The organism is Geobacter metallireducens GS-15 (assembly GCF_000012925.1).
Lineage (GTDB): Bacteria > Desulfobacterota > Desulfuromonadia > Geobacterales > Geobacteraceae > Geobacter > Geobacter metallireducens.
Genome location: NC_007517.1, coordinates 2983205 through 3004673 on the forward strand (window position 1 = coordinate 2983205; position 21469 = coordinate 3004673).

Annotated in this window: 23 protein-coding genes; 10 read left to right on the forward strand and 13 right to left on the reverse strand. The window is 59.4% G+C overall.

Annotated elements, in window-relative coordinates; genetic code table 11:
• Positions 1-188 precede the first annotated feature (188 nt).
• The 4 genes from GMET_RS13220 to GMET_RS13235 all read left to right on the forward strand — a co-directional run bounded on the left by GMET_RS13220 (position 189) and on the right by GMET_RS13235 (position 3651).
• A complete protein-coding gene (locus tag GMET_RS13220; protein ID WP_238378931.1) occupies positions 189-608 on the forward strand; it encodes an Hsp20/alpha crystallin family protein in 420 nt (139 codons plus the stop codon).
• 130 nt (positions 609-738) lie between these two features.
• The gene (locus tag GMET_RS13225) at positions 739-1176 is read left to right on the forward strand and encodes a DMT family transporter (protein ID WP_004511825.1); all 438 of its coding nucleotides are present in this window, start codon (positions 739-741) and stop codon (positions 1174-1176) included.
• A gap of 7 nt (positions 1177-1183) precedes the next feature.
• Complete coding sequence (locus GMET_RS13230) at positions 1184-1663, forward strand: DUF2127 domain-containing protein (protein WP_004511824.1); 480 nt, start codon at positions 1184-1186, stop codon at positions 1661-1663.
• Between the two features lie 134 nt (positions 1664-1797).
• Positions 1798-3651: a phosphoenolpyruvate carboxykinase (GTP) gene (locus GMET_RS13235; RefSeq protein ID WP_004511823.1), complete on the forward strand. Its 1854-nt coding sequence runs from the start codon at positions 1798-1800 to the stop codon at positions 3649-3651.
• Positions 3652-3735: 84 nt separating this feature from the next.
• On the opposite strand, the gene GMET_RS13240 is transcribed toward GMET_RS13235, so the two are convergent.
• The 5 genes from GMET_RS13240 to GMET_RS13260 all read right to left on the reverse strand — a co-directional run bounded on the left by GMET_RS13240 (position 3736) and on the right by GMET_RS13260 (position 11164).
• A complete protein-coding gene (locus GMET_RS13240) occupies positions 3736-4926 on the reverse strand; it encodes a response regulator (protein WP_004511822.1) in 1191 nt (396 codons plus the stop codon).
• A gap of 97 nt (positions 4927-5023) precedes the next feature.
• A complete protein-coding gene (locus tag GMET_RS13245) occupies positions 5024-5608 on the reverse strand; it encodes a chemotaxis protein CheB (protein WP_004511821.1) in 585 nt (194 codons plus the stop codon).
• Complete coding sequence (locus GMET_RS13250; protein WP_004511820.1) at positions 5586-6428, reverse strand: CheR family methyltransferase; 843 nt, start codon at positions 6426-6428, stop codon at positions 5586-5588. The genes GMET_RS13245 and GMET_RS13250 overlap by 23 nt, the downstream gene beginning before the upstream one ends.
• 2 nt (positions 6429-6430) lie before the next feature.
• Positions 6431-10081, reverse strand: a complete 3651-nt coding sequence (locus GMET_RS13255; RefSeq protein WP_004511819.1) for a response regulator — start codon at positions 10079-10081, stop codon at positions 6431-6433.
• A gap of 174 nt (positions 10082-10255) precedes the next feature.
• Complete coding sequence (locus GMET_RS13260; protein WP_004511818.1) at positions 10256-11164, reverse strand: putative 2-dehydropantoate 2-reductase; 909 nt, start codon at positions 11162-11164, stop codon at positions 10256-10258.
• A 644-nt stretch (positions 11165-11808) separates the two neighbouring features.
• Here GMET_RS13260 and GMET_RS13265 point away from each other — a divergent pair.
• From GMET_RS13265 to GMET_RS13290, 6 genes are all read left to right on the forward strand, one after another.
• Positions 11809-12393, forward strand: coding sequence for a TetR/AcrR family transcriptional regulator (locus tag GMET_RS13265; protein WP_004511817.1), 585 nt, complete (start codon positions 11809-11811; stop codon positions 12391-12393).
• Positions 12394-12478: 85 nt separating this feature from the next.
• Positions 12479-13009: a carboxymuconolactone decarboxylase family protein gene (locus GMET_RS13270; RefSeq protein WP_004511816.1), complete on the forward strand. Its 531-nt coding sequence runs from the start codon at positions 12479-12481 to the stop codon at positions 13007-13009.
• A 112-nt stretch (positions 13010-13121) separates the two neighbouring features.
• Positions 13122-13751 (forward strand): flavodoxin family protein, encoded by a 630-nt coding sequence (locus tag GMET_RS13275; RefSeq protein ID WP_004511815.1) that lies wholly within the window; start codon positions 13122-13124, stop codon positions 13749-13751.
• A gap of 215 nt (positions 13752-13966) precedes the next feature.
• Positions 13967-14227, forward strand: a complete 261-nt coding sequence (locus tag GMET_RS13280; RefSeq protein ID WP_004511814.1) for a cupin domain-containing protein — start codon at positions 13967-13969, stop codon at positions 14225-14227.
• Between the two features lie 58 nt (positions 14228-14285).
• A complete protein-coding gene (locus GMET_RS13285) occupies positions 14286-14666 on the forward strand; it encodes a VOC family protein (RefSeq protein ID WP_004511813.1) in 381 nt (126 codons plus the stop codon).
• Positions 14667-14692: 26 nt separating this feature from the next.
• Complete coding sequence (locus GMET_RS13290; protein WP_004511812.1) at positions 14693-15064, forward strand: pyridoxamine 5'-phosphate oxidase family protein; 372 nt, start codon at positions 14693-14695, stop codon at positions 15062-15064.
• 206 nt (positions 15065-15270) lie between these two features.
• Here the strand turns inward: GMET_RS13290 and GMET_RS13295 are convergent, their stop codons facing one another.
• Genes GMET_RS13295 through GMET_RS13330 form a run of 8 tightly spaced genes read right to left on the reverse strand, consistent with a single transcriptional unit; the run spans position 15271 to position 21439 of the window.
• Positions 15271-16143 (reverse strand): metallophosphoesterase, encoded by an 873-nt coding sequence (locus GMET_RS13295; RefSeq protein ID WP_004511811.1) that lies wholly within the window; start codon positions 16141-16143, stop codon positions 15271-15273.
• A gap of 26 nt (positions 16144-16169) precedes the next feature.
• Complete coding sequence (locus GMET_RS13300) at positions 16170-16382, reverse strand: hypothetical protein (protein WP_004511810.1); 213 nt, start codon at positions 16380-16382, stop codon at positions 16170-16172.
• 20 nt (positions 16383-16402) lie between these two features.
• A complete protein-coding gene (locus tag GMET_RS13305) occupies positions 16403-17443 on the reverse strand; it encodes a thioredoxin domain-containing protein (RefSeq protein WP_004511809.1) in 1041 nt (346 codons plus the stop codon).
• Between the two features lie 43 nt (positions 17444-17486).
• Positions 17487-18614: a hypothetical protein gene (locus GMET_RS13310; protein WP_004511808.1), complete on the reverse strand. Its 1128-nt coding sequence runs from the start codon at positions 18612-18614 to the stop codon at positions 17487-17489.
• 12 nt (positions 18615-18626) lie between these two features.
• A complete protein-coding gene (locus tag GMET_RS13315; RefSeq protein WP_004511807.1) occupies positions 18627-19739 on the reverse strand; it encodes a thioredoxin domain-containing protein in 1113 nt (370 codons plus the stop codon).
• On the reverse strand, positions 19736-20797 hold the full coding sequence (locus GMET_RS13320) for a hypothetical protein (RefSeq protein ID WP_004511806.1): 1062 nt from the start codon (positions 20795-20797) through the stop codon (positions 19736-19738). The genes GMET_RS13315 and GMET_RS13320 overlap by 4 nt, the downstream gene beginning before the upstream one ends.
• 11 nt (positions 20798-20808) lie before the next feature.
• On the reverse strand, positions 20809-21075 hold the full coding sequence (locus tag GMET_RS13325) for a hypothetical protein (protein WP_004511805.1): 267 nt from the start codon (positions 21073-21075) through the stop codon (positions 20809-20811).
• Positions 21076-21094: 19 nt separating this feature from the next.
• Positions 21095-21439 carry a hypothetical protein gene (locus tag GMET_RS13330; RefSeq protein ID WP_004511804.1) on the reverse strand — a complete coding sequence of 115 codons (345 nt, stop codon included), beginning with the start codon at positions 21437-21439 and terminating at the stop codon, positions 21095-21097.
• Positions 21440-21469: the final 30 nt, after the last annotated feature.

Genomic DNA, 21469 nt, shown 5'->3' on the forward strand with positions numbered 1-21469 from the left:
AAAGAAAGGGGTGTTGATACATGAGACGGCATACGGAACTCAGGACAATGTCCCACAAAGACACTGGCGAATCGGTGGAACCCAGACGGACAACGGGATCCGGGACAAGTCATGAAACGAAGGGAATAACGAAGAGCGAAACAGAGGGGAGCAGCCGTGAGGTTAGCGTACTTTCCCCGATCAGGGAGATGGAACGGTGGTTTGAAGAGTCTCTGAGCCGTCCCTTCTTCGGCATGCACTGGATGCCGTTCAGACAGATGTTCTCGGAAGTGGGTGAACGGACCGAGTTGATGCCTGCGGTTGACATGTTCGAGGAAGGTGGACATCTGGTGGTTAAAGCCGAACTCCCCGGCATCACCAAAGAAAACCTCAATCTCCGGATTGTCGACAACAACCTGATCCTCTCCGGTGAGAGAAGCAGCGAAGAGAAGATCGAACGGGGCAACTACCTGCGGCTCGAACGGTCCCACGGCTCCTTCAGCCGGACCCTGAGCCTTCCCGATGGCCTCGATACCGAGCACATTAAGGCCGGCTTCAAGGACGGCGTGCTTGAGGTACGGATTCCGAGGACCGAAAGCAGCACGGTTCGCGAGATCACCGTTGAGTAATGAGGGCAGGAGGTGGAAAGGAGAAGGGGAAGCGAAATGCTTCCCCTTTTTTGCATCCGGGGATTGCGCTGCGGACCGCGGGGACGTACAATCTGCCGACATATACTCCCAGTGCATGCAAGGAGTCCCCATGTCCAACCTCGCCCTGTTTCTCCTCATGATGTGCGGCGGCACCGCAGTGGCGCTCCAGCCATCCATCAACGCCCGCCTCGCCCAGAAAATCGGAGTCATCGAAAGCTCGTTCGTCTCCTTTACCGTTGGAGCCCTGGTCCTCGCCGTGGCGGTATCCTTCTGGGGGCGCGGCAGCCTGCGGGCACTCTCGACTGCCTCATGGTGGGAGCTGACCGGCGGCCTCCTGGGAGCCGCCTTTGTCACCCTCACCATCGTGGTCGTACCGCGCATCGGCACCGCAGCGGCCATGGCCGCCATCATCGCGGCCCAGCTCACCACCGGGCTTCTCATGGATCACTTCGCCCTCTTCGGCTTCCGGGGAGCCCCCCTGGACGGCAAGCGGATTGCAGGGACGCTCCTCCTCATGGCCGGCGCCGCGCTGGTGTTCCGCCGCTAACGACGCCATGACCTCCCCCAAGCGGCACCCAAAAGCCGCACTTCACACCGTCGCCCTGTTCGAGGCAACCAAAGGGGCCCTTGTCATCGCTGCCGGGCTCGGGCTCCTTGCCCTCATCCACCGGGATGTGCAGGCATTGGCAGAGGAAATCGTGCGACATCTCCACCTGAACCCCGCAAGCCGCATCCCCCGCATCTTCCTTGAAGCTGCCGGCAAGGCCGATGGCGGGCGGCTGCAACTTCTGGCCCTCGGCGCTTTCGGTTATGCATCGGTTCGCTTCGCCGAAGCATGGGGCCTCTGGCGTGGCCGCCCCTGGGCCGAGTGGCTGGGAATTGTCTCCGGCGGCATCTATCTTCCCCTCGAAGTCTACGAACTCTTCATTTCCGTCACCCCCGTCAAGCTCGGCACTTTTCTCGTCAACGTTGCCGTCGTAGCGGTGCTCGCCAGAGAGAGGCTCATTGCCTGTCGTTCAACGCGCAAACCTTGACCCTCACTAAAAAAATTTGCCGAAAGTGAATTTTTCGCATTGAATGAAATACCGTTAAAGCTTATCATGGCCGAATCCCTTCGCGGAATCGCGAAGGGGCTAACTCATTAACATGGCATAAGGAGGCAGTCGGCATGAGCTACGAGTTACCAGCAAACGAACAGCTTTTGAAGTGGGTGGACGAAGTCAGGGCACTCTGTGAACCGTCCCGGATTCACTGGTGTGACGGCTCCCAGGAGGAGTACGACGAGCTGTGTAAACTGCTGGTGGAGAATGGCACCTTCAAGAAGCTGAACCAGGAAAAGCGCCCCAACAGCTATCTGGCCTGCTCCGATCCCATCGACGTGGCGCGGGTCGAGGACCGCACCTTCATCTGCAGCATCTCCAAGCAGGATGCAGGGCCCACCAACAACTGGATGGCCCCCAAAGAGATGAAGGAAAAACTCCACGGCCTGTTCAAGGGATGCATGAAGGGGCGCACCATGTATGTCATCCCCTTCAGCATGGGTCCCCTCGGCTCCCCCATTGCCAAGATCGGCGTTGAAATATCGGATTCACCCTACGTTGCCGCCAATATGCGGATCATGACCCGCATGGGCAAAGCCGTTCTCGATGTCCTCGGCGGCGGCGAGTTCGTCCCCTGCCTCCACTCGGTGGGCGCCCCCCTTCAGCCTGGACAGAAGGACGTGATCTGGCCCTGCAACAAGGAGAAATACATCGTCCACTTCCCCGAGGAGCGCGCCATCTGGTCTTTCGGTTCCGGCTACGGCGGCAACGCCCTTCTCGGCAAGAAGTGCCTGGCCCTGCGCATCGCCTCCAAGCAGGGGAAGGACGAGGGGTGGCTGGCCGAGCACATGCTGATCCTCGGCGTCCAGTCCCCCACCGGCGAGAAGACCTACGTGGGCGCCGCTTTCCCGAGCGCCTGCGGCAAGACCAACTTCGCCATGCTGATTCCCCCGAAGCCGTTGCAGGACAAGGGATGGAAGGTGACCACCCTGGGCGACGACATCGCCTGGATCAAGCCCGGCCCCGACGGTCAGGTCTATGCCATCAACCCCGAGTACGGCTACTTCGGCGTCGCCCCCGGCACCAACGTCAAGACAAACCCCAACGCCATGGCCTCCTGCTCCGCCAATACCATCTTCACCAACGTGGCCCTTACCGAAGACGGCGACGTCTGGTGGGAAGGGATGACCGACGAGCCCCCCGCAAAGCTCACCGACTGGCAGGGGAACGAGTGGACCCCGGGGTGCGGCCGTCTTGCCGCCCATCCCAACTCTCGTTTCACCGCGCCGGCCTCCCAGTGCCCCTCCATCGACCCCGACTGGGAAAACCCCAAGGGCGTCCCCATGAGCGCCTTCATCTTCGGTGGCCGCCGCAAGGACACCGTGCCGCTGGTCTACCAGGCCTTCAACTGGAGCTTCGGCGTTTACCTCGCCTCCACCCTCGGATCCGAAACCACCGCCGCCGCAGTGGGAGCCACCGGCAACGTGCGCCGCGACCCCTTCGCCATGCTCCCCTTCTGCGGCTACCACATGGCCGATTACTTCAGCCACTGGCTCCAGTTCGGCCGCTCCATCGCCAAACCGCCCCGCATCTTCAGCGTCAACTGGTTCCGCAAGGACGCCAACGGCAAGTTTATCTGGCCCGGCTACGGCGACAACATGCGGGTTCTCAAGTGGATCGTCGAAAGGGTCCAGGGAAAGGCCGCGGCCGTCGAATCCCCCCTGGGGTGGATGCCGCGTTACGAGGACATGGACTGGGAAGGGCTCGACATGACCCGCGAGAAGTTCAACGAGCTGACCTCCGTGGACCGGGAGGTCTGGCATAACGAGCTCGTCTCCCACGAGGAGCTTTTCCTCAAGCTCTATGACCGCCTCCCCAAGGAGTTCCTCCATATGCGCCAGATGATCGTTTCCGGCCTCTGGCGCTCGCCGGAGCACTGGGAGCAGATCGGCGACGTCCATCCCGAAGGGTGGAACGAGTAACGCCCAGTCTCCTGTTACACACAAAGGCCCGTCGGAATTTTCCGGCGGGCCTTTGGTTTTCTGCATGAACGAGCGCTGTGACTGTCAGAGGGTAAAAAAGAACGTCGCCCCCTTGTCCGGTTCGGCTTCCGCCCAGATCTTTCCGCCGTGGCGCTGGATGATGTTCTGGGCGATGGCAAGGCCGACCCCTGTCCCTTCATACTCGCTTCCGTTGTGCAGTCGCTGGAAGACCGCAAAGAGCTTGTCGGCATACCGCATGTCAAAGCCTACGCCGTTGTCCCGGACAAAGTAGACCGTCTCCCCGTTGTCCGGAAACGCCCCCACCTCGATCCTGGGCACCTCACGCCTGCTGCTGTATTTCAGGGCATTGCCGATCAGGTTCGCATAGACCTGCCGCAGCAGAACTGGGTCGGCCTGGGATTCGGGAAGCTCGGCAACCGTAAACGAAATCTCTTTCCCTTCATACTGCTCCCGATACTGTGCAAACGTTTCCCGCGCCAGCCGTTCCATCGACACGGGCATTTTGTTGAGGGGCTGGCGCACGGTCCGCGAGAGGGCGAGGATGGCATCGATGAGCTTTCCCATGTTGTCGCACCCCGCCACGATGCGGTGGAGCAAATTGCGGGCCTCCTCGTCAAGGGCCTGGGAATAGTCGTCCATGAGGATATGGCTGAAAGCGTCGATATGCCGGAGGGGCGCCCGGAGGTCGTGGGAGACCGAATAGGCGAATGATTCCAACTGGCGGTTCACCTGCTGGAGCTCCTCGGTCCGCTCGATGACCCGCTGCTCAAGCTCCTGGGCGGCAAGACGGAGCTGGATGGTTCTCTGGTCCACGAGCTCCTGCAGGTTCCTGCGATGCAATTCCAGCTCCATGCGCTGCAGGTAGAGATCCCGGAAGACCCGTACCTTGCTCCGGAGGATGGCCGGCTCGATGGGCTTGGCCAGGTAATCGACCGCGCCGGCGTCATACCCCTTGAACTGGAACTTCAGATCCTTCATCCCCGCCGTCACGAAGATGATCGGCAGATGTCTGGTCTTGGGGTTGGAGCGCATCAGCTCGGCAGTCTCGAACCCGTCCATCTCGGGCATCTGCACATCCATGAGGACCAGCGCGAAATCCTGCTTCAGCGTCAGCCTGAGCGCTTCGTTGCCCGACAGTGCTCTGACGAACACCAGGTCCAGCTCGTCCAGAAGCCCTTCAAGGGCCGAAAGGTTTCCCGGCCGGTCATCCACAAGCAGAATCTGCGGTTTCATTGAAATGAACTGTCCGTCCATCTCCCCTCCATTACCCGCGAGACAGGCTCGCCCCTTGGATTACGCTGACGGCCCGCGTCAGCCGGCCTCCATGCCCGAATTCATTCCTGAGGCTCCGTCACGACGTTGCCAGCCGGACCAGAAGTGGCGCAATCCGCTCAAGGGGCACGATGTGGTCCGGTCCGACCGCCTCGACGGCGCTCCTGGGCATCGAATCGGCAACGGCGTCGGCAGGATCCTGCACCACCGTCACTCCGCCGGCATCCTTTATCCGCCCGAGCCCCCAGCTCCCGTCGCATCCCGCCCCGGTCATCACGACGCCGATGAGCGCAGGCCCGAAGGCGTCCGCCGCGGACCCGAACAGCACATCCACCGACGGCCGAGCGAACCTGACCGGAGGGTCCACCGACAGGGAAAGGGTGGCGTCCTTCTCAACCAGCAGATGGTAGTTGGGAGGGGCCAGGTACACGGTCCCTGCCGCAGCCTTCTCCAGCTCATCGGCCTCCTTGACCCTGATGGCGCTCAGCTCGTCCAGCAGGAGCGCGAGGCCGTTGTCCGCTTCAGGGGATATGTGGGCAACGACCAGGACCGGCAGGGGGAAACCCGCCGGCAGGGAGCCGATCACCTGTTTCAGCGCATCGACCCCTCCGGACGATACGCCGACAACCACAGCGCGGAATCTATGCTGACTGTTCCTGTCCATAGCTTTTCCGGTAAATCCTCATCCTCTCCACCGTTTCGGCATAGCGCGAAGCGATCCGCCTTCCGTCGAGGGACTCCTTGAGGCCAAGACAAAGAAAGCCGCCGGGAATGAGACAAGTGTCAAAAAGCCGTAGTACCCGCTCCTTGAGGGTCGGCTTGAAATAGATGAGCACATTCCTGCAGAGAATCAGATGCATCTCCCCGAAATCAGCGTCGACCGCCAGGTTGTGGGAGGCGAACACGATCTGGTCCCGCAAGGATTGTATCATTATGGCATGCTCATAGCGTGCCAAGTAGTAGTCGGAAAACGCCCCCTTCCCGCCGGCGGCCTGATAGTTCCTGGTGTATTTCTGCATCTCCTTCAGGGGGAATATACCCTCCCGGGCATTCTGAAGCACCTCGTTATTGATATCGGTCGCATACATCCTGAAACGTCCCTTCATCCCCTCCTCTTCGAGGAGTATGGCAAGGGAGTACGCCTCTTCGCCGGATGAGCACCCCGCATGCCATATCTTGACGAAGGGATAGGTCTTCAGGTGGGGTACGATCTCTTCCCGCAGCGCCCGGAAAAATGCCGGGTCCCTGAACATCTCCGACACGTTGACCGTGATACCGCGGAGCAGCGAGTCAAAGGCCTCGCGATTGCGCAAAATGGCGGCCTGGGCTTCGGAGAGGGTCCCATAGCCTGAGGTGGCGAACCACTGGGTAATCCTCCGCTTTATGGATGCCTCGGAGTAGTCGGTGAAGTCATGGCCGTACACCTGACGGACACCGTGGAGGAGCAGACGCATCTCGATGTCGAAGAGTTCATCCGGTTCCATGGTCAGCTACCGTACAGCCATACCCGCAGCAGCGAAAGGAGCTTGTCCGCATCCACCGGCTTCTGGATGTAATCGCTGGCCCCTGCCTTGAGGCACTCGTCCCGGTCACCCTTCATGGCCTTGGCCGTGAGGGCGATGATGGGGAGCCGGGCGAATCGCGGGTCTTTCCTGATGGCGCGGGTAGCCGCAAAACCGTCCATCTCGGGCATCATGATATCCATGAGCACCACATCGATGCCGGGCTCTCCATTGAGACGCTCCAGGGCCTCCCTGCCGTTTTCCGCCTCAAGCACGATCATCTTTTTCTCCGCGAGAACGCTGGAGAGGGAGAAGATGTTGCGCATGTCGTCATCCACGATCAGAACCTTTTTCCCCTCGAGCAGCGCCTCGTCGTCGAGAGCCGCGCGGATCATCCTCTTCTTCTCGGGTCCCATGCCGCTCTCCACCAGGTGCAGAAAGAGCGAGACCTCGTTCAGAAGCCGCTCGGGGCTCTTGGCCCCCTTGATGATGATGCTCTCGGCATAGTTGCGGAGCCGCTGCTCGTCCTCCCGGGAAAGGTCCCGGCCCGAATGGATTATCACCGGAATCCGCCGGCTTTCGTCAAGGGACTGGATCTTCTCCAGCACCTCGAAGCCGGACATGTCGGAAAGGCCCAGGTCAAGCACGATGCAGTCGAAGGGTTCGACGGCCAAAAGCCCCATGGCCTCGCTTCCGGTCGCGGTGACCGTGATGGCCACATCGCGCACTCCGAGCAGCGCCTCCATGCTCTTTGCCTCGTTCCTGTCGTCTTCGACGATCAGGAGCTTCCTGACGCTTTTGGCCAGGGAGTGCTCGATGGTACTGAACACCTCGTCAAGCTGAGCACTGTTCACGGGCTTGGTCACAAATCCTATGGCGCCCATGGTCAGTGCCTTCTGGCGGTCTTCCAGGCAGGTGAGGAAGTGCACCGGGATATGCCGGGTCCTCAGGCTGTCCTTGAGGCACTTCATGACCCCCCAGCCGTCGATATGGGGGAGCATCACGTCCAGCACAATGGCGCTCGGCAGGTAATGGTCGGCAAGGGCAATGCCGCTTTCACCGTCCCCGGCAACCATTGCCGGGAAGCCACGATCACGGACCATATCCATCAGGATGGCGGCGAAGGAGAGATCGTCCTCGATGATCAGGATGCTCCTCTCGCCGGGACGAAGCTTCTCGCGGTCGTCCGCCAGAACCGGCGTCGGGAGCTGAACATCCGCCTCCCTTCCGGAGACTTCCTTCCCCCGCGGCACCGTGACGGGAGGCAGCCGGGGCGCCGGCGGCGGCACGGCCGTTTGACTCTCCTCCCCATGGGCAGCGTGGTCCAGCGGGAGATAGAGGGTGAAGGAGCTCCCTTTCCCCTCTTCGCTTTCGAGAAGGACGTCGCCATGGAGCCCCCGCGCCAGTTGCCGCGAAATGGAAAGCCCCAGCCCGGTGCCGCCGAACTTCCGGCTCGTCGTGCCGTCCGCCTGCTGGAACGCCTGGAACACAAGGTCATGCTTGTCGGGAGAAATCCCGATTCCCGTGTCGGAAACCTGAATGGCAATGGCCGGGGCCGGCAGGGGATTTTCCTCTGAATTGGGCAGATGCGCCCTGACGGCCACCCTCCCCTCCCGGGTGAACTTGCAGGCGTTGGAAACGAGGTTCTTCAGGATCTGCTGGGTCCGCTGGCCGTCGGTGGTTATCTCTTCCGGGACCCCCTCCTCGATGATCGCATCAAAGTCCAGCCCCTTCTGCTCCGCGAGGGGGGAGAACATCGTGCGGAGCTGGTCGAAGAGGGCGCGGAGCGGAATCTGCTCGTAATTGAACTCCAGCCTTCCCGACTCGATCTTCGAGAGATCGAGGATATCGTTGATGAGGGTAAGGAGGTCGTTGCCGGAGCTGTTGATGGTGGCTGCGTACTCCACCTGTTTGTCGGTCAGGTTGTGCTCCCGGTTTTCCTTCAGCAGAGAGGAGAGGATCAGCAGGCTATTGAGGGGGGTCCTCAGTTCGTGGGACATGTTGGCCAGGAATTCGGACTTGTAGGTGCTGATCCGCTCCAGTTCGTCGGCCTTCAGCTTCAGCGCCCGGCTCGTCTCCTCCACCTCGCGGTTCTTGGCGCGGATCTGCTCCCGCTGCTGCTCCAGCATCTGGGCCCGCTCCTCAAGCTCCTCGTTGGTCTGCTGGAGCTCTTCCTGCTGGACCCGCAGCTCCTCGGTCTGGGCCTGGGTCTGTTCAAGCAGCTCGTCCACGAGCTTCCGCGAACGGTTGACGTTGATCCCGATGGATAGCCCCTCCTGGGCCCGGCTGAGGAACTCCAGTTCCCGCGCCGTGAATTCCCTGAAGGAGCCTATTTCCACAACCCCCACGAGAAGATTGTCATGGAGCAGCGGCACCGCGGCGATGTTGAGGGGCTTCGCCTCGCCAATGGCCGAACTTATGGGGAGATAGCCGGGAGGGACATCGGCGAGGCGGATAATCCTCCTCTCCTTGGCCGCCTCCCCCACCAAGCCCTCCCCGAGGGCAAACCGCTTCTTCATATCCTCCCGGCGGGCAAGGGCGTAGGTGGCGGCAATCTCCAGATCACGGGTCCTGTCGTTGTACAGATAGAGGACACCGACGCCGGCCCCCAGGTATTCGCAGAGGAAAGAGAGGCTCTTTTCAACCATTTCCTCCAGCCGCCGGTCCCCCCGAAGAATGGCGCCGAGTTCATTGGCGCCACTTTTCAGCCAGTCCCGTGCCTGCTCCTCCTGCCGGTTCCGGCGCAGCGAGTCCGTCATCCGTGAAAATGCAGCGTCGAGGGATGCCTGGATGCCGCTCATGCCGGCCACCGCCCGGAGCATCATTCCGCCCTCGTCCCTGGCAACGGTTTCAGGATCAATCCGGAGCCGCTCCGACACGGCCACGTCCTGGGTCAGGTCGCCGGCTGCAATGGCCTCCGCCAGCCGGGCCTTTTCCGTCCCCGACTCTTCCATCCGGCGCACGGCATCGAGGACCACTCGGATGGGGTCGGCCACGCTCCGCGTGATGAAGAACGCCATGGCCAGTGCAATGGCGATAGCGCCGAGAAGGAGCGATATCAGCCACGAGCGGATATTGAAGTAGCCGGCGGTGCTCTGGTCGAGATGCTCGTCCCCTTCTTTCAGGCTGTACTGTGTGAGCAGCTTCGCTCGGTTTTCAACATCGCCGAAAAGAGTCCTCAGGTGCGCATTGTCGACAGTCAGCGTTTCGTAGTCAGCGCCTGAATCGGCCGCTGACTTGAGTCTTGCCGTCTCATCCATGTATTCCTTCGAGGCAGTGATGACATCATCCAGAAGTCGTCTCTCCGCAGGATAAATCGAAAGCTTGGCGTAACGTTTCAAGGACTCCTGTATGTCTATCGCTTCATGGTGGAGTTTCAACTCCAGCTCTTTGCGGTGCAGGCGATTCTCCTCCAGGTAGTTCAAAAACGTTCGGCGATGCTGCTGGTGATGGCGGTCGATCATTGCCGCCGTCTCTATGCCCGGAATCAGGTGGTCATGCATGGCATCCAGATGTGACTTCATTTCTGTCAAACCGGTGACACCGAAATAACCGATCAGGGAACTGAAGGCGATGACCGTTCCGTAGCCGAGAAGCAGCTTGTTCCTGATCTTCAGATCTGCATACCACCCCATAAATCTCTCCCCCGCTCACTCACGTTCTGTCCATGGAACAACAATTGTTAACCTTAGCACATATTACTTAATGAACAAGTCACACAATATACATCGCATTACTACACAATATGTGCCCACGCGCAGAAAAGCCCGTCAGATTAGTCTGACGGGCCCCTGTCAACATATCCCCGTTCATCCTGTGGCCTGTTCCAGCAGCGTCGCCAGCATCTCAACCCGCGGCATGGCGATCCCCTCCCGCGCACCGTAGGCAAGGGGTGTCCTGAAGATGGCGGCAATCTCCAGGGGGCGCCCCTCTTCGCGGTCGATCTCCATGGATGGCTTGTACTCTCCCATGGCGTCGGTGAATTCCAGCATGTCGTCGACGTAGCCATCGGCAATGAAGGTGGCAAGCCCCTGGGCATTGGCGCCGGCGATGACTTCAAGCATAATTCCCCGCACCAGTTTGCGGCTCACATCGCGCGCCAGAATCAGGTTCACCGGTTGCTGCAGGAGGGCGCACAGGCCGTTGAACGGGATGTTCCAGACCAGCTTCTCCCACCGGGCACGCTTCAGGTCATCGGTTGTCCGGCAATCCACCCCGGCCTGGCGGAACATGGCGGCCAGCTCCTCGATCCGCCCCGTGTCGCGGGGCAGGAATTCTCCCAGGATGATCCGCCCCGCCCCCAGGTGATGCACCTCGCCGGGCTCCCCCCTGTTGGAGCAGAGAAAGGCCACGCCGCCGATGATCCGCTCGGCCCCGAAAAGGGTGGCCAGCGCCTCCTCGTTCCCCAGTCCGTTCTGGAGGGTCAGAATCTGCGTCCCCTCCTCCACCAGCGGACGGATCAGCTCCTCATACCGGCTGTTGGCAAAAGTCTTCAGCCCAACCAGCACCAGGTCCATCGGCCCGATTTCCTCGGGAGCGCGGTATCCCTTCACGTGAGGCAGTGTAAAATCGCCGTTGATGGAAAAGACCTTCAGGCCGTTCCCGGCGATCGCCTCATAATCGCGGCGAAGGAGGAAATGGACGTCCTCTCCGCTCCGCTGCAGCAAAGCGCCGTAGTAAAGCCCCAGGGCTCCGGCGCCCACAATTGCTATTCGCATGAATGTCTCCTTGCGCTAGTGTCGTCCCCCCTCAAAAGGTAGGGCCTGACGACGGTTTAGGGACTGAGGCCTTCGCTCCGTGCGGAGGGATTTCGGGCCTTGCTGCGGTTCTATGGCCTTGCCGTTCGGACAGAGAAAAGTGGTGCGAAGATCCCTTCGTTACAGCAGACAGGGTATCTACCGGGTGGGGTAAAGCGGTCCCTCTATGCAAAGACGAAACCGCAGGCGCGGCATTGGAGCGGCATCACCTCAAGGAAGGCGGCACCGTCCTGGGAGCTGAGACGGATGTGTTCCCGATGGCTGCTGGACGGGGATGTCGTATGCCTTTGATCTGACAGAGTCTTTGCCGTGAAACGCTCTCTTTTACAAAAGCGATAGAGCACCGGATCACCATACCTGATTCCGAAAGGAGGGTGCAAAGGAAACTTTCGCCGTTTGCCGTAAACAGCCATTTGACGCCACCAATATCGAGGTAACACCTCTGAGCGATGACGGCGTATCAGGCCCTGGACTACATTTTGATGTCCTGAACATGGCGGCTTTTGCTGTGACCCTTTTATGCTTCCAGTGCATATATTCCACCTTGACAACATTTCTTTATCCGTTAAATTAGACCAAACGGTTGGTTTTTGAGGAAATGCATAATGAAATCCAAAGGCGAAGAAACAAGAAGCAGAATACTTGATACGGCGACGGATCTCATCCACCGCAAGGGCTTCGGGGCCACGAGCATCAATGACTTGCTTGAGGCAACCAATATCAAGAAAGGCTGTCTTTACTTCCATTTTCCTGGAAAGGATGCCTTGGGGCTGGCCGTGCTGGAGAAGATGCGGGATGATTTCCTCGATGTTTTGGAGACCTCCCTGGCCGGCACCACACCGGGGGAGTGTCTTGATAATTTTTTCGCCACGGTCGCAGATGTACACAAGGGGAGGGGATTCGTCGGGGGGTGCATTTTTGGAAATACCGCCCTGGAAATGGGGGACACGGACAATCGTTTAGTGGCTATAATCAGGCAGGTCTTTAAAACATGGCTGGGCAAATTGAAGACGGTTATCGCCGCCGCCCAGAACAGTGGTGAGGTACGCAACGACATCCCAGCAGACATCCTGGCCTGCCAGATGCTGGCCGCCATCGAGGGGGGTATAATGCTGTCCCGTCTGGAAAAGGATGAGAAGCCCCTGTGCGATGCCCTCGGCGCCTTACGGACAATGATGCGAGTGAAGTAGCAAAATTTTTTTCAATAAAAACAAACCAAATGGTCGGTTTGTTGGCCCTCAGGGGCAAATACAAACAGCTGAAAAGGAGAGGCAGATGGCGCGTTTGACAACGGTGGAAGTAAGTGCGGTTTCAGGGGAGACGGCGGCTATATTCAAGGAGATCGAGGGTGCATTCGGCATGGTGCCAAATCTTTTCAAGAGCTACGCCCATCACCCGCCCCTGCTGAAGGCCAACTGGAACAAGGTCAAGGCAGTAATGATGGAAGGGACCCTGAGCCAGAAGGTAAAGCAGACCATAGCGGTGCTGGTTTCCAGGGACAATGGCTGCACCTACTGCGTGGCAGCTCACACCGGGGCGCTTAAGGCGATTGGAATCTCCGATGAGGAAATCGGTATTATTATGCAGAGTATCGAACAGGCCGACTTCAGCGCGAAGGAAAAGGCGCTCATCGGTTTTGCCAGGAAAGCGAATACAAATCCCACCAGAATAGAGGATGCCGAGTTTGACGCCCTGCGTCAGGCAGGGGTATCGGACGCCGAGATAGTGGAGGCGCTGGGGGTGATGGAACTCTTTACTGCCTTTAACAAGTTCCTTGACTCCCTGCAGGTGGAGATCGATTTTTAAACAGCCGGAGGAAGATGGGTGGATTCGTGCGGCTGAAGGTGCTCGAAGCGCCTTCGGCCGTTTACCGGCATTAGCCTGAATAATCGGCACTACAACATGGAAGGAGCCTCCCATGAAGGTACTTGGCATATCTTGCAGCCCTCGTCCAGGGCAAACCACCGACCGTCTCGTTCAAGAAGTTCTGAATAATATCGAAGCTCCAACCGAATTCGTGTCCCTGAGCGGTCGTCGCATAGGTCCCTGCCTGGGCTGTCTCGGCTGTGTGGCGGACAACGTCTGCAAGGTCCGGGACGACATGGGCGAGTTACGTCCCCTTATTGTCGAGGCGGATGCCTTGGTAATTGGGGCGCCCAATTATTTCGGCATGCTCAACGGGCTTGCACACTGCTTTTTGGAGCGCTTGTATCAGTTTCGTCACCAGGAAGGGGGAGCACTGCACGGCAAGTTGGGGGTTGCGGTCGGGGTAGGCAGCGCCATGCCGGATTCAGCGGTACGTGACATAGAAAAGTTCTTCAGCTTCAGCCGCATTGAACCGGTCGGGAACGTAACCGCAATAGGTCCCGCCAGTTGTTTCAACTGCGGCCACGGCGAGGAGTGCCGGGAAGGAGCCATCCACAGGGTCTTTGGTCCGGGAACGAAGATTACTGCCGACTTGACCCCTAATCTTTCCAAACAGCCGGATAGCCTTACCGCAGCCAGGACGCTGGGAGAAAAGCTCACCCAGCGGCTGAAGCAGGGATAGGGATATGCGACAATGAAGGAAAACCTGGAAGGATGACCTGCGCGAGCGGCAGCTGCGCAAAGAAGCGCACTGAGTGAAGCAGGCAAGTTCCCTTTAACAAGTTAGGTTGCAAAATAAAATTGAAAAAAAGGAAAATATCAAGTAATTTAAAGTTAAACGATTTTCGTTCAAAACATTCTGTGCTGCCATGAGCTGACAGCCACAAGGGAGACGCTATGGAGTTAGAACAAATCAAGCAAGGACTGGTTTCAAACGTGTACCATCTCACAGCCGACAAGAAAGGGGCGCTCCACAAGCACCCGGACCACGACGAGATCTTCTACTGTATAAAAGGAGAAGGTGTCGGGGTTCTTGAAAGGGGTGAAATAGAGCTTTCCGTGGGGAAGGTGTTCATTGTCCCGGCCGGGGTCATGCACACGGTAAGATCTTCGGACGAGATTTATGTCGCTTCATTCCTGGTGCCGGTTGTTAAGTGAATAGGATGGCGGAACATAACCATTTGCGCGGGTAAACTAGAGATATCAGGAGTTAACCATGTTCAAACGGATTGACCATGTGGAAATCATCCCCCGCGATTTCGAAAGAGCTATCGGCTTCTACACGGAGGTATTGGGATTCAAGGTCAGGCAACGGCTGAAGGTGGAAGCCCCTCCCCTCGAAGGAATCGCCTATCTTGAGCTTGGCGACACGGTCATTGAGCTGATGCAGGTCAGGGATGCCACACCGGCAGTGGTAAATCCATGGCAGACCGGCTATCGGATGATGGCCCTGGAGGTGGAAGATATGGACCGGGCTGTGGCCTATCTTGCCGGCAAAGGGGTGGCGATCACCTGGGGACCGGTGACCTTGGGGACATCCAAGAGGGCCGAGATACAGGACGCCGATGGATTCTCCATCGAATTGAGGCAGTGGTGAAAACACAAGAAAACGGAGGCACGATAATGATTCCAGAGAAAATGCTGCAAGTACTGAAACACGAGGGGGTTGTGGCCATAGCCACACAGGGTGACGGTGGTCCCCATCTGGTTAACACCTGGAACAGTTACATCCAGATTACCCAGGATGGGAAACTGTTGATTCCCGCCGGCTACATGAATACGACAGAAGCAAATCTGGCCAAGGACAGCAGATGTCTCATCACCGTGGGAAGCCGCGAGGTGGAAGGTGCCCACGGCCCAGGGACAGGCTTTCTCGTTGAAGGCACTGCGGTATTTGTAACGTCAGGCCCGCTGTTCGATGTGGTCAAGGGGAAGTTTCCCTGGGCAAGGGCGGCATTGGAAGTTACCATCACCTCTGCCACGCAGACGCTGTAACTTCTTGCGAAGAATGGGGTGCCGGTCTGTAGGTTTAATATTCTAAAAAAGCACATCCTTTTTCTTGAGCCATGGGGTCGGAGGTTCGAATCGTCTCGGACGCACAATGGGGTAGGAGGCGGGATCACTCCCGCCGTCCTCCCACACCACCGTGCGTACGGTTCCGTACCCGCCGCATATACAGCCACACCCTCCCGAATGGTTACTCAGGTCAGCGTCAACACCGTTGCCTCAGGCGGGCAGTTCAGCCTGATTGGCGCGAGCAGGCAGCCAACACCGCGTGATATGTACGTTTGCCGGTCTCCGTCGCGGACCAGCCCGGCGCGGTATTTCTGGCCGAACTTCGAAGGCATGACCGGCTGGCCGAGGAACGGCACAACAACCTGTCCGCCGTGGGTATGACCCGACAATACAAGATCGATCCGTTCGCGCAAAAGAAAAATTTCATCATTGATGTCGGGATTGTGACTGAGGAGGATCTTGATTCCGTCCGTATCCACGCCCTTGCAGGCTGCCGCGAGCGAGCAGCTCGGCTCCCAGTAGTCGTCAACACCGAGCAGGTGCAACGAACCTCTCCCCCTACGGATTTCGACGCTGCTGTTTCTGAGCCAGACCATTCCCATCTGCCGTGTGAACGCCTCGCAAATCGCCTTGACCGACTCCGGCCCACTCCAGAAATCGTGATTCCCCAGAACGCCATAGATTCCCAGAGGCGCCTTCAGGCCTGAAAGGGCATCGATGCACTTCGACAAGTACTCTTTCTTAAACTGTCCGACGCTCCCTGACAAAAACCTGGTGGATCCTGAGATATAGTCCCCGGTCATGACGATCAGATCCGGCTTCTCCGCCATGAGCAGCCGGCCGGCGGAACGGATTGTCTCGCTGGAGACAACGAAGGAAGCGTGGAGATCCGTCAGCAGGCCGATCTTGAGCCCTTGCAGCGCAGCCGGCAGGTTCCTGATCTTCACCGATGTCCGAACGATCTCCACCTGTTCACTTGTCGTGTTGTAGAAACCCTTGCCAAGACCGGCGACAACGATGCCCCTAAGGCCGAATTGTAAAAAGTCTCGTCTGTTCACATCAGGTTTCCTACGAAAAAACCCTGCTAACCGCAGACGACCGTAATGATAACCTTCGCGGCAGTGTAAAGCAAAATGCCCGCCACGATGATGCCAGTAAGGACGTAGATATAATGGGGAACAAAGGCCGGCTTCCCACTGGCAGTGGACTTCCCCTTCCCCAGCATCCCGAATATTTTTGGCATCAGGAAAACCAGCAGGGCGACCAGCAGATACGGCACCAGCCATTCGGGGTTCATCGCTTCTCTTTCTCTCTCAACTACCTGCCGGCAGCGTCCTGCAGCATCTCAGCAACCTTCTCCCTTGGAAGCTTGCCGGTCGCGGTCGCTACAGCACTCCCCCCCTTGTACACCATCAGGGCCGGGACTTCCTTGACCGCCAGTTGGTCAGCCAGCTTCCTGTTCCCGTCCACGTTGATGTTCACGAATTTCACCTTGCCGGCGTACTTGGCGCTTTCCGCCTCCAGAACGGGGACGAATTCCTTGCACGGCTCGCACGAATCGCCCCAGAAGGTGACCGCCACCGGCAGGGGCGCCTTGAGCACTTCATCCTCGAACTCGTCCTCTTCGATCTCGATGATTTTAGAGCGGAACATCTCTTTCTTGCAGAGGATCAGAAAAGGCTTCTCCTGCTGTCGGGACTGCTTCACATTGAGCACGACTACCGGCCCCTGCGTCTTGGTGTCGCGGGTCATCCGGCTGTACATGCGCTCAGAGGACCCTCTGGACATTGTGTCGGTAATGTTGTTGGCTTCGATGGCCTTGAAAAGATCTTCCAGTTTGTTGCCCGCAAGCGGCTTGCCGCCAACGCCAACTATTTGGTGTCCCTTCCTCAGTCCGGTTTTTTCGATGCCGGCCCCCGGCAGGACCTGGAGCACCCAGATGCCGTCGGCCATGGCGGCAAAGGTGACCCCCGGCAGCCCCACCTTCCGCTTCAGGGCGATCAGCTCCTTCATCCGCGCCATTTCCGCCTCGACCGCGCCCCGGTCGGCCGCGTCCGGTTTCAGGGCCAGATAGGCGCGATACTCCTTGATGGCCTTGGCCGGTTTGTCCGACTCGGCGGCCAGCTGCGCCAGGTTGTAGTGGCTGTCGGGCCACGTGGGGGCCAGGGCGGCGGCCGCCTCGAACTCGGCCAGGGCGGCCAGGAAATCAGCCGATTTGTCCGCCTTCTCGATCAGGGCCAGCCCCGCTTTAAAGCGCTCCTTGGCCGCGGCGGGAATCTCCTCCTGGGCCAAGGCCGGCAAAGCGGCCAGCAGGCAGAGAACCGACATAATGACGAGCTGTGGCAGGGTTTTTTTCATGGTTTGATCCTTTCGCGGCCCAGTGGGCGGGACATCTCCGGTTTCAATCGCTGTTACCGTCATTTTTGTGCATCTGCAGCGGGGTAACGACAAAGTACGGGGAGTTGTAATAATCGGCCGGACTTAAATCGATGCCGTGCTCGACCTTGGCCCGGTCAGAGGATTTCGGAAGGAACTTCCCGGCATTTTTAAGCAACGCCCAGTCGGCCTCCGAACAGACCACCTCATCCTTGCCCACCACGCCGTAGTTCGTATCCCCCCACCAGCTGTTTGCTGTTTTATCGGCGTTTTTCTTGTGCATCTCCATCGCCGCCCGGAAAAGGCCTTCCCCTTCATCGTTCCGCAGCGGTTCAGCCAGCTTCCCCAGCGTTGCCACGTCCATGCCGCGGTGCCCGTACCTGTTTTGGAAATCAATTTCCGTGATAATGCGCGGCCCCTCGCCCGGCTGGTTGTCCAGGAAGAGCTTGGTGCCGTTGACCTCCTTCAGATAGATGACCGTATGGGAGGCGAATGATTTGTTCCCCCCGGTGGCGGCGTTGTCCCCCAGGGTGATGGGGTTCACCCCCTTCAGGCGACCATCCTCCGGCTCGATAAGGAGCACGTCGCCCGACTGGAGCTGGCTGAAGGTTTTTCCCGGCAACGGCGGCACGTTCGCCATGAGGGAGCGCTGGATTGCGCCGGCGGTTTTGTTGGGCTCCTGGAGCCTCTGCTGGATAAGCTGCTGCTGTTTCTTCTCCCATGTGGCGTATTGTGTCTCGAACTCCACCTGCTCCCGTATCGCCTCGATATTCTTGTCGCCGCTTTTCGCCAGGGACAGGGTCCGTTCCAGGCGCCGCAGCACCAGTTCGGCATCACTCTTGTTCTTCAGGCTGCGGGACTGCGACGCCTTTGCCTCAGCCAATGCCTTGCCGGCAACCGCTTCGGCCTGGGCGTTCCCCTTCTGTCGGGCGAGTCCGATAATGGTCTCCGATTTGCTGATCGAGGCGGCGCTCTTCTTGATCGCGTCATCGAATTTCCTGATTTCTGCGACGATCTTTTCCTTCGCGGTTTCAAGCTTGAAGATCTCGCCGAGCAGTGCGTTGCGGTCCGCGTCGGTCATCCGGGCGTGGGAGACGGAAACAGAGACAAACAAAACAACTACCATGGCTGAACTGACAAAGAATCGTCCCATCGGGTTTTCCCCTTAATTGGCGGCTACGCCCTGCAAAAGCTCCGCGAGCTTCGCATTGTCGATCCTGCCGGTCGTGGTGGAAACGGGACTTCCCCCCTTGTAGACCATCATGGCCGGAACCCCTTTGATAGCCAGCTGGCCGGCGAGCTTCCGGTTCTCATTCACGTTGACATTGACGAACTTGACCTTGCCGGCATACCTGGCGCTTTGCGCCTCCACGGCCGGGACGAAATCCTGGCAGGGGCCGCAGTCGCTCCCCCAGAAGGTCACCACCACTGGCAGTCGCTCCTTGATGACTTCATCCTCGAACTCGTCCTCTTCGATCTCGATCACGCTGGAGCGGAACATGCTCTGCTTAAAGAACAGCTTGCCGGTGTCAGTGGAACCGGGAGAGATGACGGTAAACGCGATGGCCGGCCCCGTTTCCTCCACCGCGTTGCCGGCGGCGTTTGGCTGGGTCGTCCGCATGAACTTCTGGGAGCGGATGAAGCCCATCTCCGACCTGAATCCGGCCGGTATCTGCCCCGGCTGTTTCTTTTCCTCGCTCTTGGCCGCGGCTACCTTGGCGGACTGGGTCTCAATGGCCCGGAAAAACCCGTCCAGCTTTGCTCCCACAACCGATTCACCCTCGACGGCAAGGATCTTGTACCCTTTCCTCAAGAGGGTTTTCCCCACCCTTGACCCGGGAGCAAGCTCCATGACCCAGATGCCGTCCGGCATGGCGGCAAAGACGACACCGGGCAGGCCGAGCTTCCGTTTCCGGGCGATCATCTCCTTCATCCGCGCAATATCCCCTTCCACCGCGGCCCGGTCCGCCGCCTCGGGGGCCAGCGCCAGGTAGGCACGGTACTCATTGATGGCCTTGGCCGGTTTGTCCGTTTCCGCCGCCACCTTTGCCAGGTTGTAGTGGATGTCGGGCCAGCGGGGAGCAAGGGCGGCGGCCGCCTCGAACTCGTCCATGGCGGCACGGAAACCGGCAGGGCTGTCCGCCTTTTCGATGATGGCGAAGCCGGCCTTGAAGCGCTCCCGAGCCGCCTCGGGAATTTCCTCCTGGGCCAGGAGAGGCGAAACGGTCAGCAGGGCGAACAGTGACGTGATGACGAGTTGGCGTATGGCTTTTTTCATGGCTGTGATCCTTTCGTGGTCTGGCCGGCTTTCGGCGCCGTGGCCAGCTTGCCCACTTCGTTCAGGGCGTCGATCTCAAGTTCCAGTTTCTTGACTCCGGCATCGGCCTCGTTCTTGAGGGTGGTGGCCGTATCCAGCTCCTTCAGGGCCTGCGCCAGGAGATCGTCGGCAACCTCCTTTTCCGCTGGGGGGAGAGTCGTTGCCTGGCTCTTCAGTTCTTCGACCTTTTTCTGTTTTTCGGCCACCTGCTCGGTGGCGTTCCGCTGTTTTTCCTTTGCCTGCTCGATCATGGGGAGGCGCAGATGCACCTCCTCGATCATGGTCTGATAGAGGCCCATGCGGACTTCAACCGCACCATCCGGCATGGGAGGCTCCGGGAACTCCTTGTCGCACCTGGCCATGGACTCCCCGGTGGGTTTCTCAGAAAACTTCCGGTATTCCTCCGCCCGTTTTTCGTCGCCGGCCGCCAGGGCCCTGGCCACCTGGCCTCCCCAGTAGGCGCTGCACCGCAACTGCCGGAAGGCATGAGAATCACGGCCGGGAGAGCTTGCGTCCAGCCCCCGTATCCCGGCCAGGAGCTTCTTCTTTTTGTCGGTGAACTCCTGTTTCTTCTGCTGTTCGTACTGGCTCTCCATCTCCCTGATCTGCTGCTCCACCTTGGCGCGCCATTCGGCCGCGGCCCGTTCCTGGGCCGCTTTCTGTTCGGCGATCTGCTGGGGGGTCGGGCCGGACTGCTGCGACGGAGAAGGGCCATTGAGCCAGTTGATGAACGCGTTGGCGGCCATGTCGGTTATGGACTGCATGATCTGCAGTTTCATCTGGTTCTTGAAGGAAAGCCCGCTCTTCGGCGACGACCCGTAGGAGCCGCCGCCGGAGGGCTGATCGCACTCAATGCGCCCTCCCCGGCAGTAACAAGGGATCCCCTGGTCCGCATAAGCCCTGGCCGAGGCCTTGCAGTCCACCTCGAAACCGGCAAGGGCGGTTTGCGGCCCTGCCGCGGCAGACAGCAACAGCAGGACGACAGGGGTAAGTCGCAGCAATGATCCCAACCGTAACATGATTGACCTCCTTACGAGATGGAGCCGGGCTGCCGGCTTGTGGCGTATGCCTCCCAGAGCCGGCTCGGGTCCGCCGCATAGAGTTCCGCATAGCCGCAGTCACCGCAGATATGGGCATGCAACTCCATGGTTTCAGCCTTCTTGAAGATGAGCGCCCCCGGTTTCCTCTCGATCTGCACAGAAAGGGTGCCGTTCGCATACTCACCGTCGCGGTCGATGACCCGGACATCGTGCATGATCTTGCCGGAGCCGCATTTGGGACATTTTTCGCGTTTCATGGCCGTTCTCCCTGCCGGGTCATCGGGTCATAAACCAGGCCCATGCCAGAAAAACCCCCGCAAAGAACAGGAGCAACCCCCATGCCAGGAGGCTCGTCCGAGCGCGCCTGGCGGGAAGCGGCTCTCCAGCCGCATCACCCGCCAGGCGTCCGCGCAGCGCCCAGGCCGACAGCACAAATACGGCCACTCCCGCGCATCCCGCCAGGAGCGCCGGAAGGAGGCCATCCAGCGCCCCCGGCCTTCGGGTAACGATCACTACCGCCGCCGTGAACCCGATGACCGCCGCGATCCCCCCAGCCAACTTGCCGAGCATTAGCGGCAGCTGCCTCAGTTCCGCCCTGGCCTGACGCGTTATCTCTCCCATGGTTCTCCTCCAGCCATTCAGCTGTGCGTA

What these genes read in the sequence shown, in the direction of transcription:
- GMET_RS13220 (WP_238378931.1), top strand. Translation starts at nt 189, where the DNA reads ATGGAACGGTGGTTTGAAGAGTCTCTGAGCCGTCCCTTCTTCGGCATG.
- GMET_RS13225 (WP_004511825.1), top strand. Translation starts at nt 739, where the DNA reads ATGTCCAACCTCGCCCTGTTTCTCCTCATGATGTGCGGCGGCACCGCA.
- GMET_RS13230 (WP_004511824.1), top strand. Translation starts at nt 1,184, where the DNA reads ATGACCTCCCCCAAGCGGCACCCAAAAGCCGCACTTCACACCGTCGCC.
- GMET_RS13235 (WP_004511823.1), top strand. Translation starts at nt 1,798, where the DNA reads ATGAGCTACGAGTTACCAGCAAACGAACAGCTTTTGAAGTGGGTGGAC.
- GMET_RS13240 (WP_004511822.1), bottom strand. Translation starts at nt 4,926, where the DNA reads ATGGACGGACAGTTCATTTCAATGAAACCGCAGATTCTGCTTGTGGAT.
- GMET_RS13245 (WP_004511821.1), bottom strand. Translation starts at nt 5,608, where the DNA reads ATGGACAGGAACAGTCAGCATAGATTCCGCGCTGTGGTTGTCGGCGTA.
- GMET_RS13250 (WP_004511820.1), bottom strand. Translation starts at nt 6,428, where the DNA reads ATGGAACCGGATGAACTCTTCGACATCGAGATGCGTCTGCTCCTCCAC.
- GMET_RS13255 (WP_004511819.1), bottom strand. Translation starts at nt 10,081, where the DNA reads ATGGGGTGGTATGCAGATCTGAAGATCAGGAACAAGCTGCTTCTCGGC.
- GMET_RS13260 (WP_004511818.1), bottom strand. Translation starts at nt 11,164, where the DNA reads ATGCGAATAGCAATTGTGGGCGCCGGAGCCCTGGGGCTTTACTACGGC.
- GMET_RS13265 (WP_004511817.1), top strand. Translation starts at nt 11,809, where the DNA reads ATGAAATCCAAAGGCGAAGAAACAAGAAGCAGAATACTTGATACGGCG.
- GMET_RS13270 (WP_004511816.1), top strand. Translation starts at nt 12,479, where the DNA reads ATGGCGCGTTTGACAACGGTGGAAGTAAGTGCGGTTTCAGGGGAGACG.
- GMET_RS13275 (WP_004511815.1), top strand. Translation starts at nt 13,122, where the DNA reads ATGAAGGTACTTGGCATATCTTGCAGCCCTCGTCCAGGGCAAACCACC.
- GMET_RS13280 (WP_004511814.1), top strand. Translation starts at nt 13,967, where the DNA reads ATGGAGTTAGAACAAATCAAGCAAGGACTGGTTTCAAACGTGTACCAT.
- GMET_RS13285 (WP_004511813.1), top strand. Translation starts at nt 14,286, where the DNA reads ATGTTCAAACGGATTGACCATGTGGAAATCATCCCCCGCGATTTCGAA.
- GMET_RS13290 (WP_004511812.1), top strand. Translation starts at nt 14,693, where the DNA reads ATGATTCCAGAGAAAATGCTGCAAGTACTGAAACACGAGGGGGTTGTG.
- GMET_RS13300 (WP_004511810.1), bottom strand. Translation starts at nt 16,382, where the DNA reads ATGAACCCCGAATGGCTGGTGCCGTATCTGCTGGTCGCCCTGCTGGTT.
- GMET_RS13305 (WP_004511809.1), bottom strand. Translation starts at nt 17,443, where the DNA reads ATGAAAAAAACCCTGCCACAGCTCGTCATTATGTCGGTTCTCTGCCTG.
- GMET_RS13310 (WP_004511808.1), bottom strand. Translation starts at nt 18,614, where the DNA reads ATGGGACGATTCTTTGTCAGTTCAGCCATGGTAGTTGTTTTGTTTGTC.
- GMET_RS13315 (WP_004511807.1), bottom strand. Translation starts at nt 19,739, where the DNA reads ATGAAAAAAGCCATACGCCAACTCGTCATCACGTCACTGTTCGCCCTG.
- GMET_RS13320 (WP_004511806.1), bottom strand. Translation starts at nt 20,797, where the DNA reads ATGTTACGGTTGGGATCATTGCTGCGACTTACCCCTGTCGTCCTGCTG.
- GMET_RS13325 (WP_004511805.1), bottom strand. Translation starts at nt 21,075, where the DNA reads ATGAAACGCGAAAAATGTCCCAAATGCGGCTCCGGCAAGATCATGCAC.
- GMET_RS13330 (WP_004511804.1), bottom strand. Translation starts at nt 21,439, where the DNA reads ATGGGAGAGATAACGCGTCAGGCCAGGGCGGAACTGAGGCAGCTGCCG.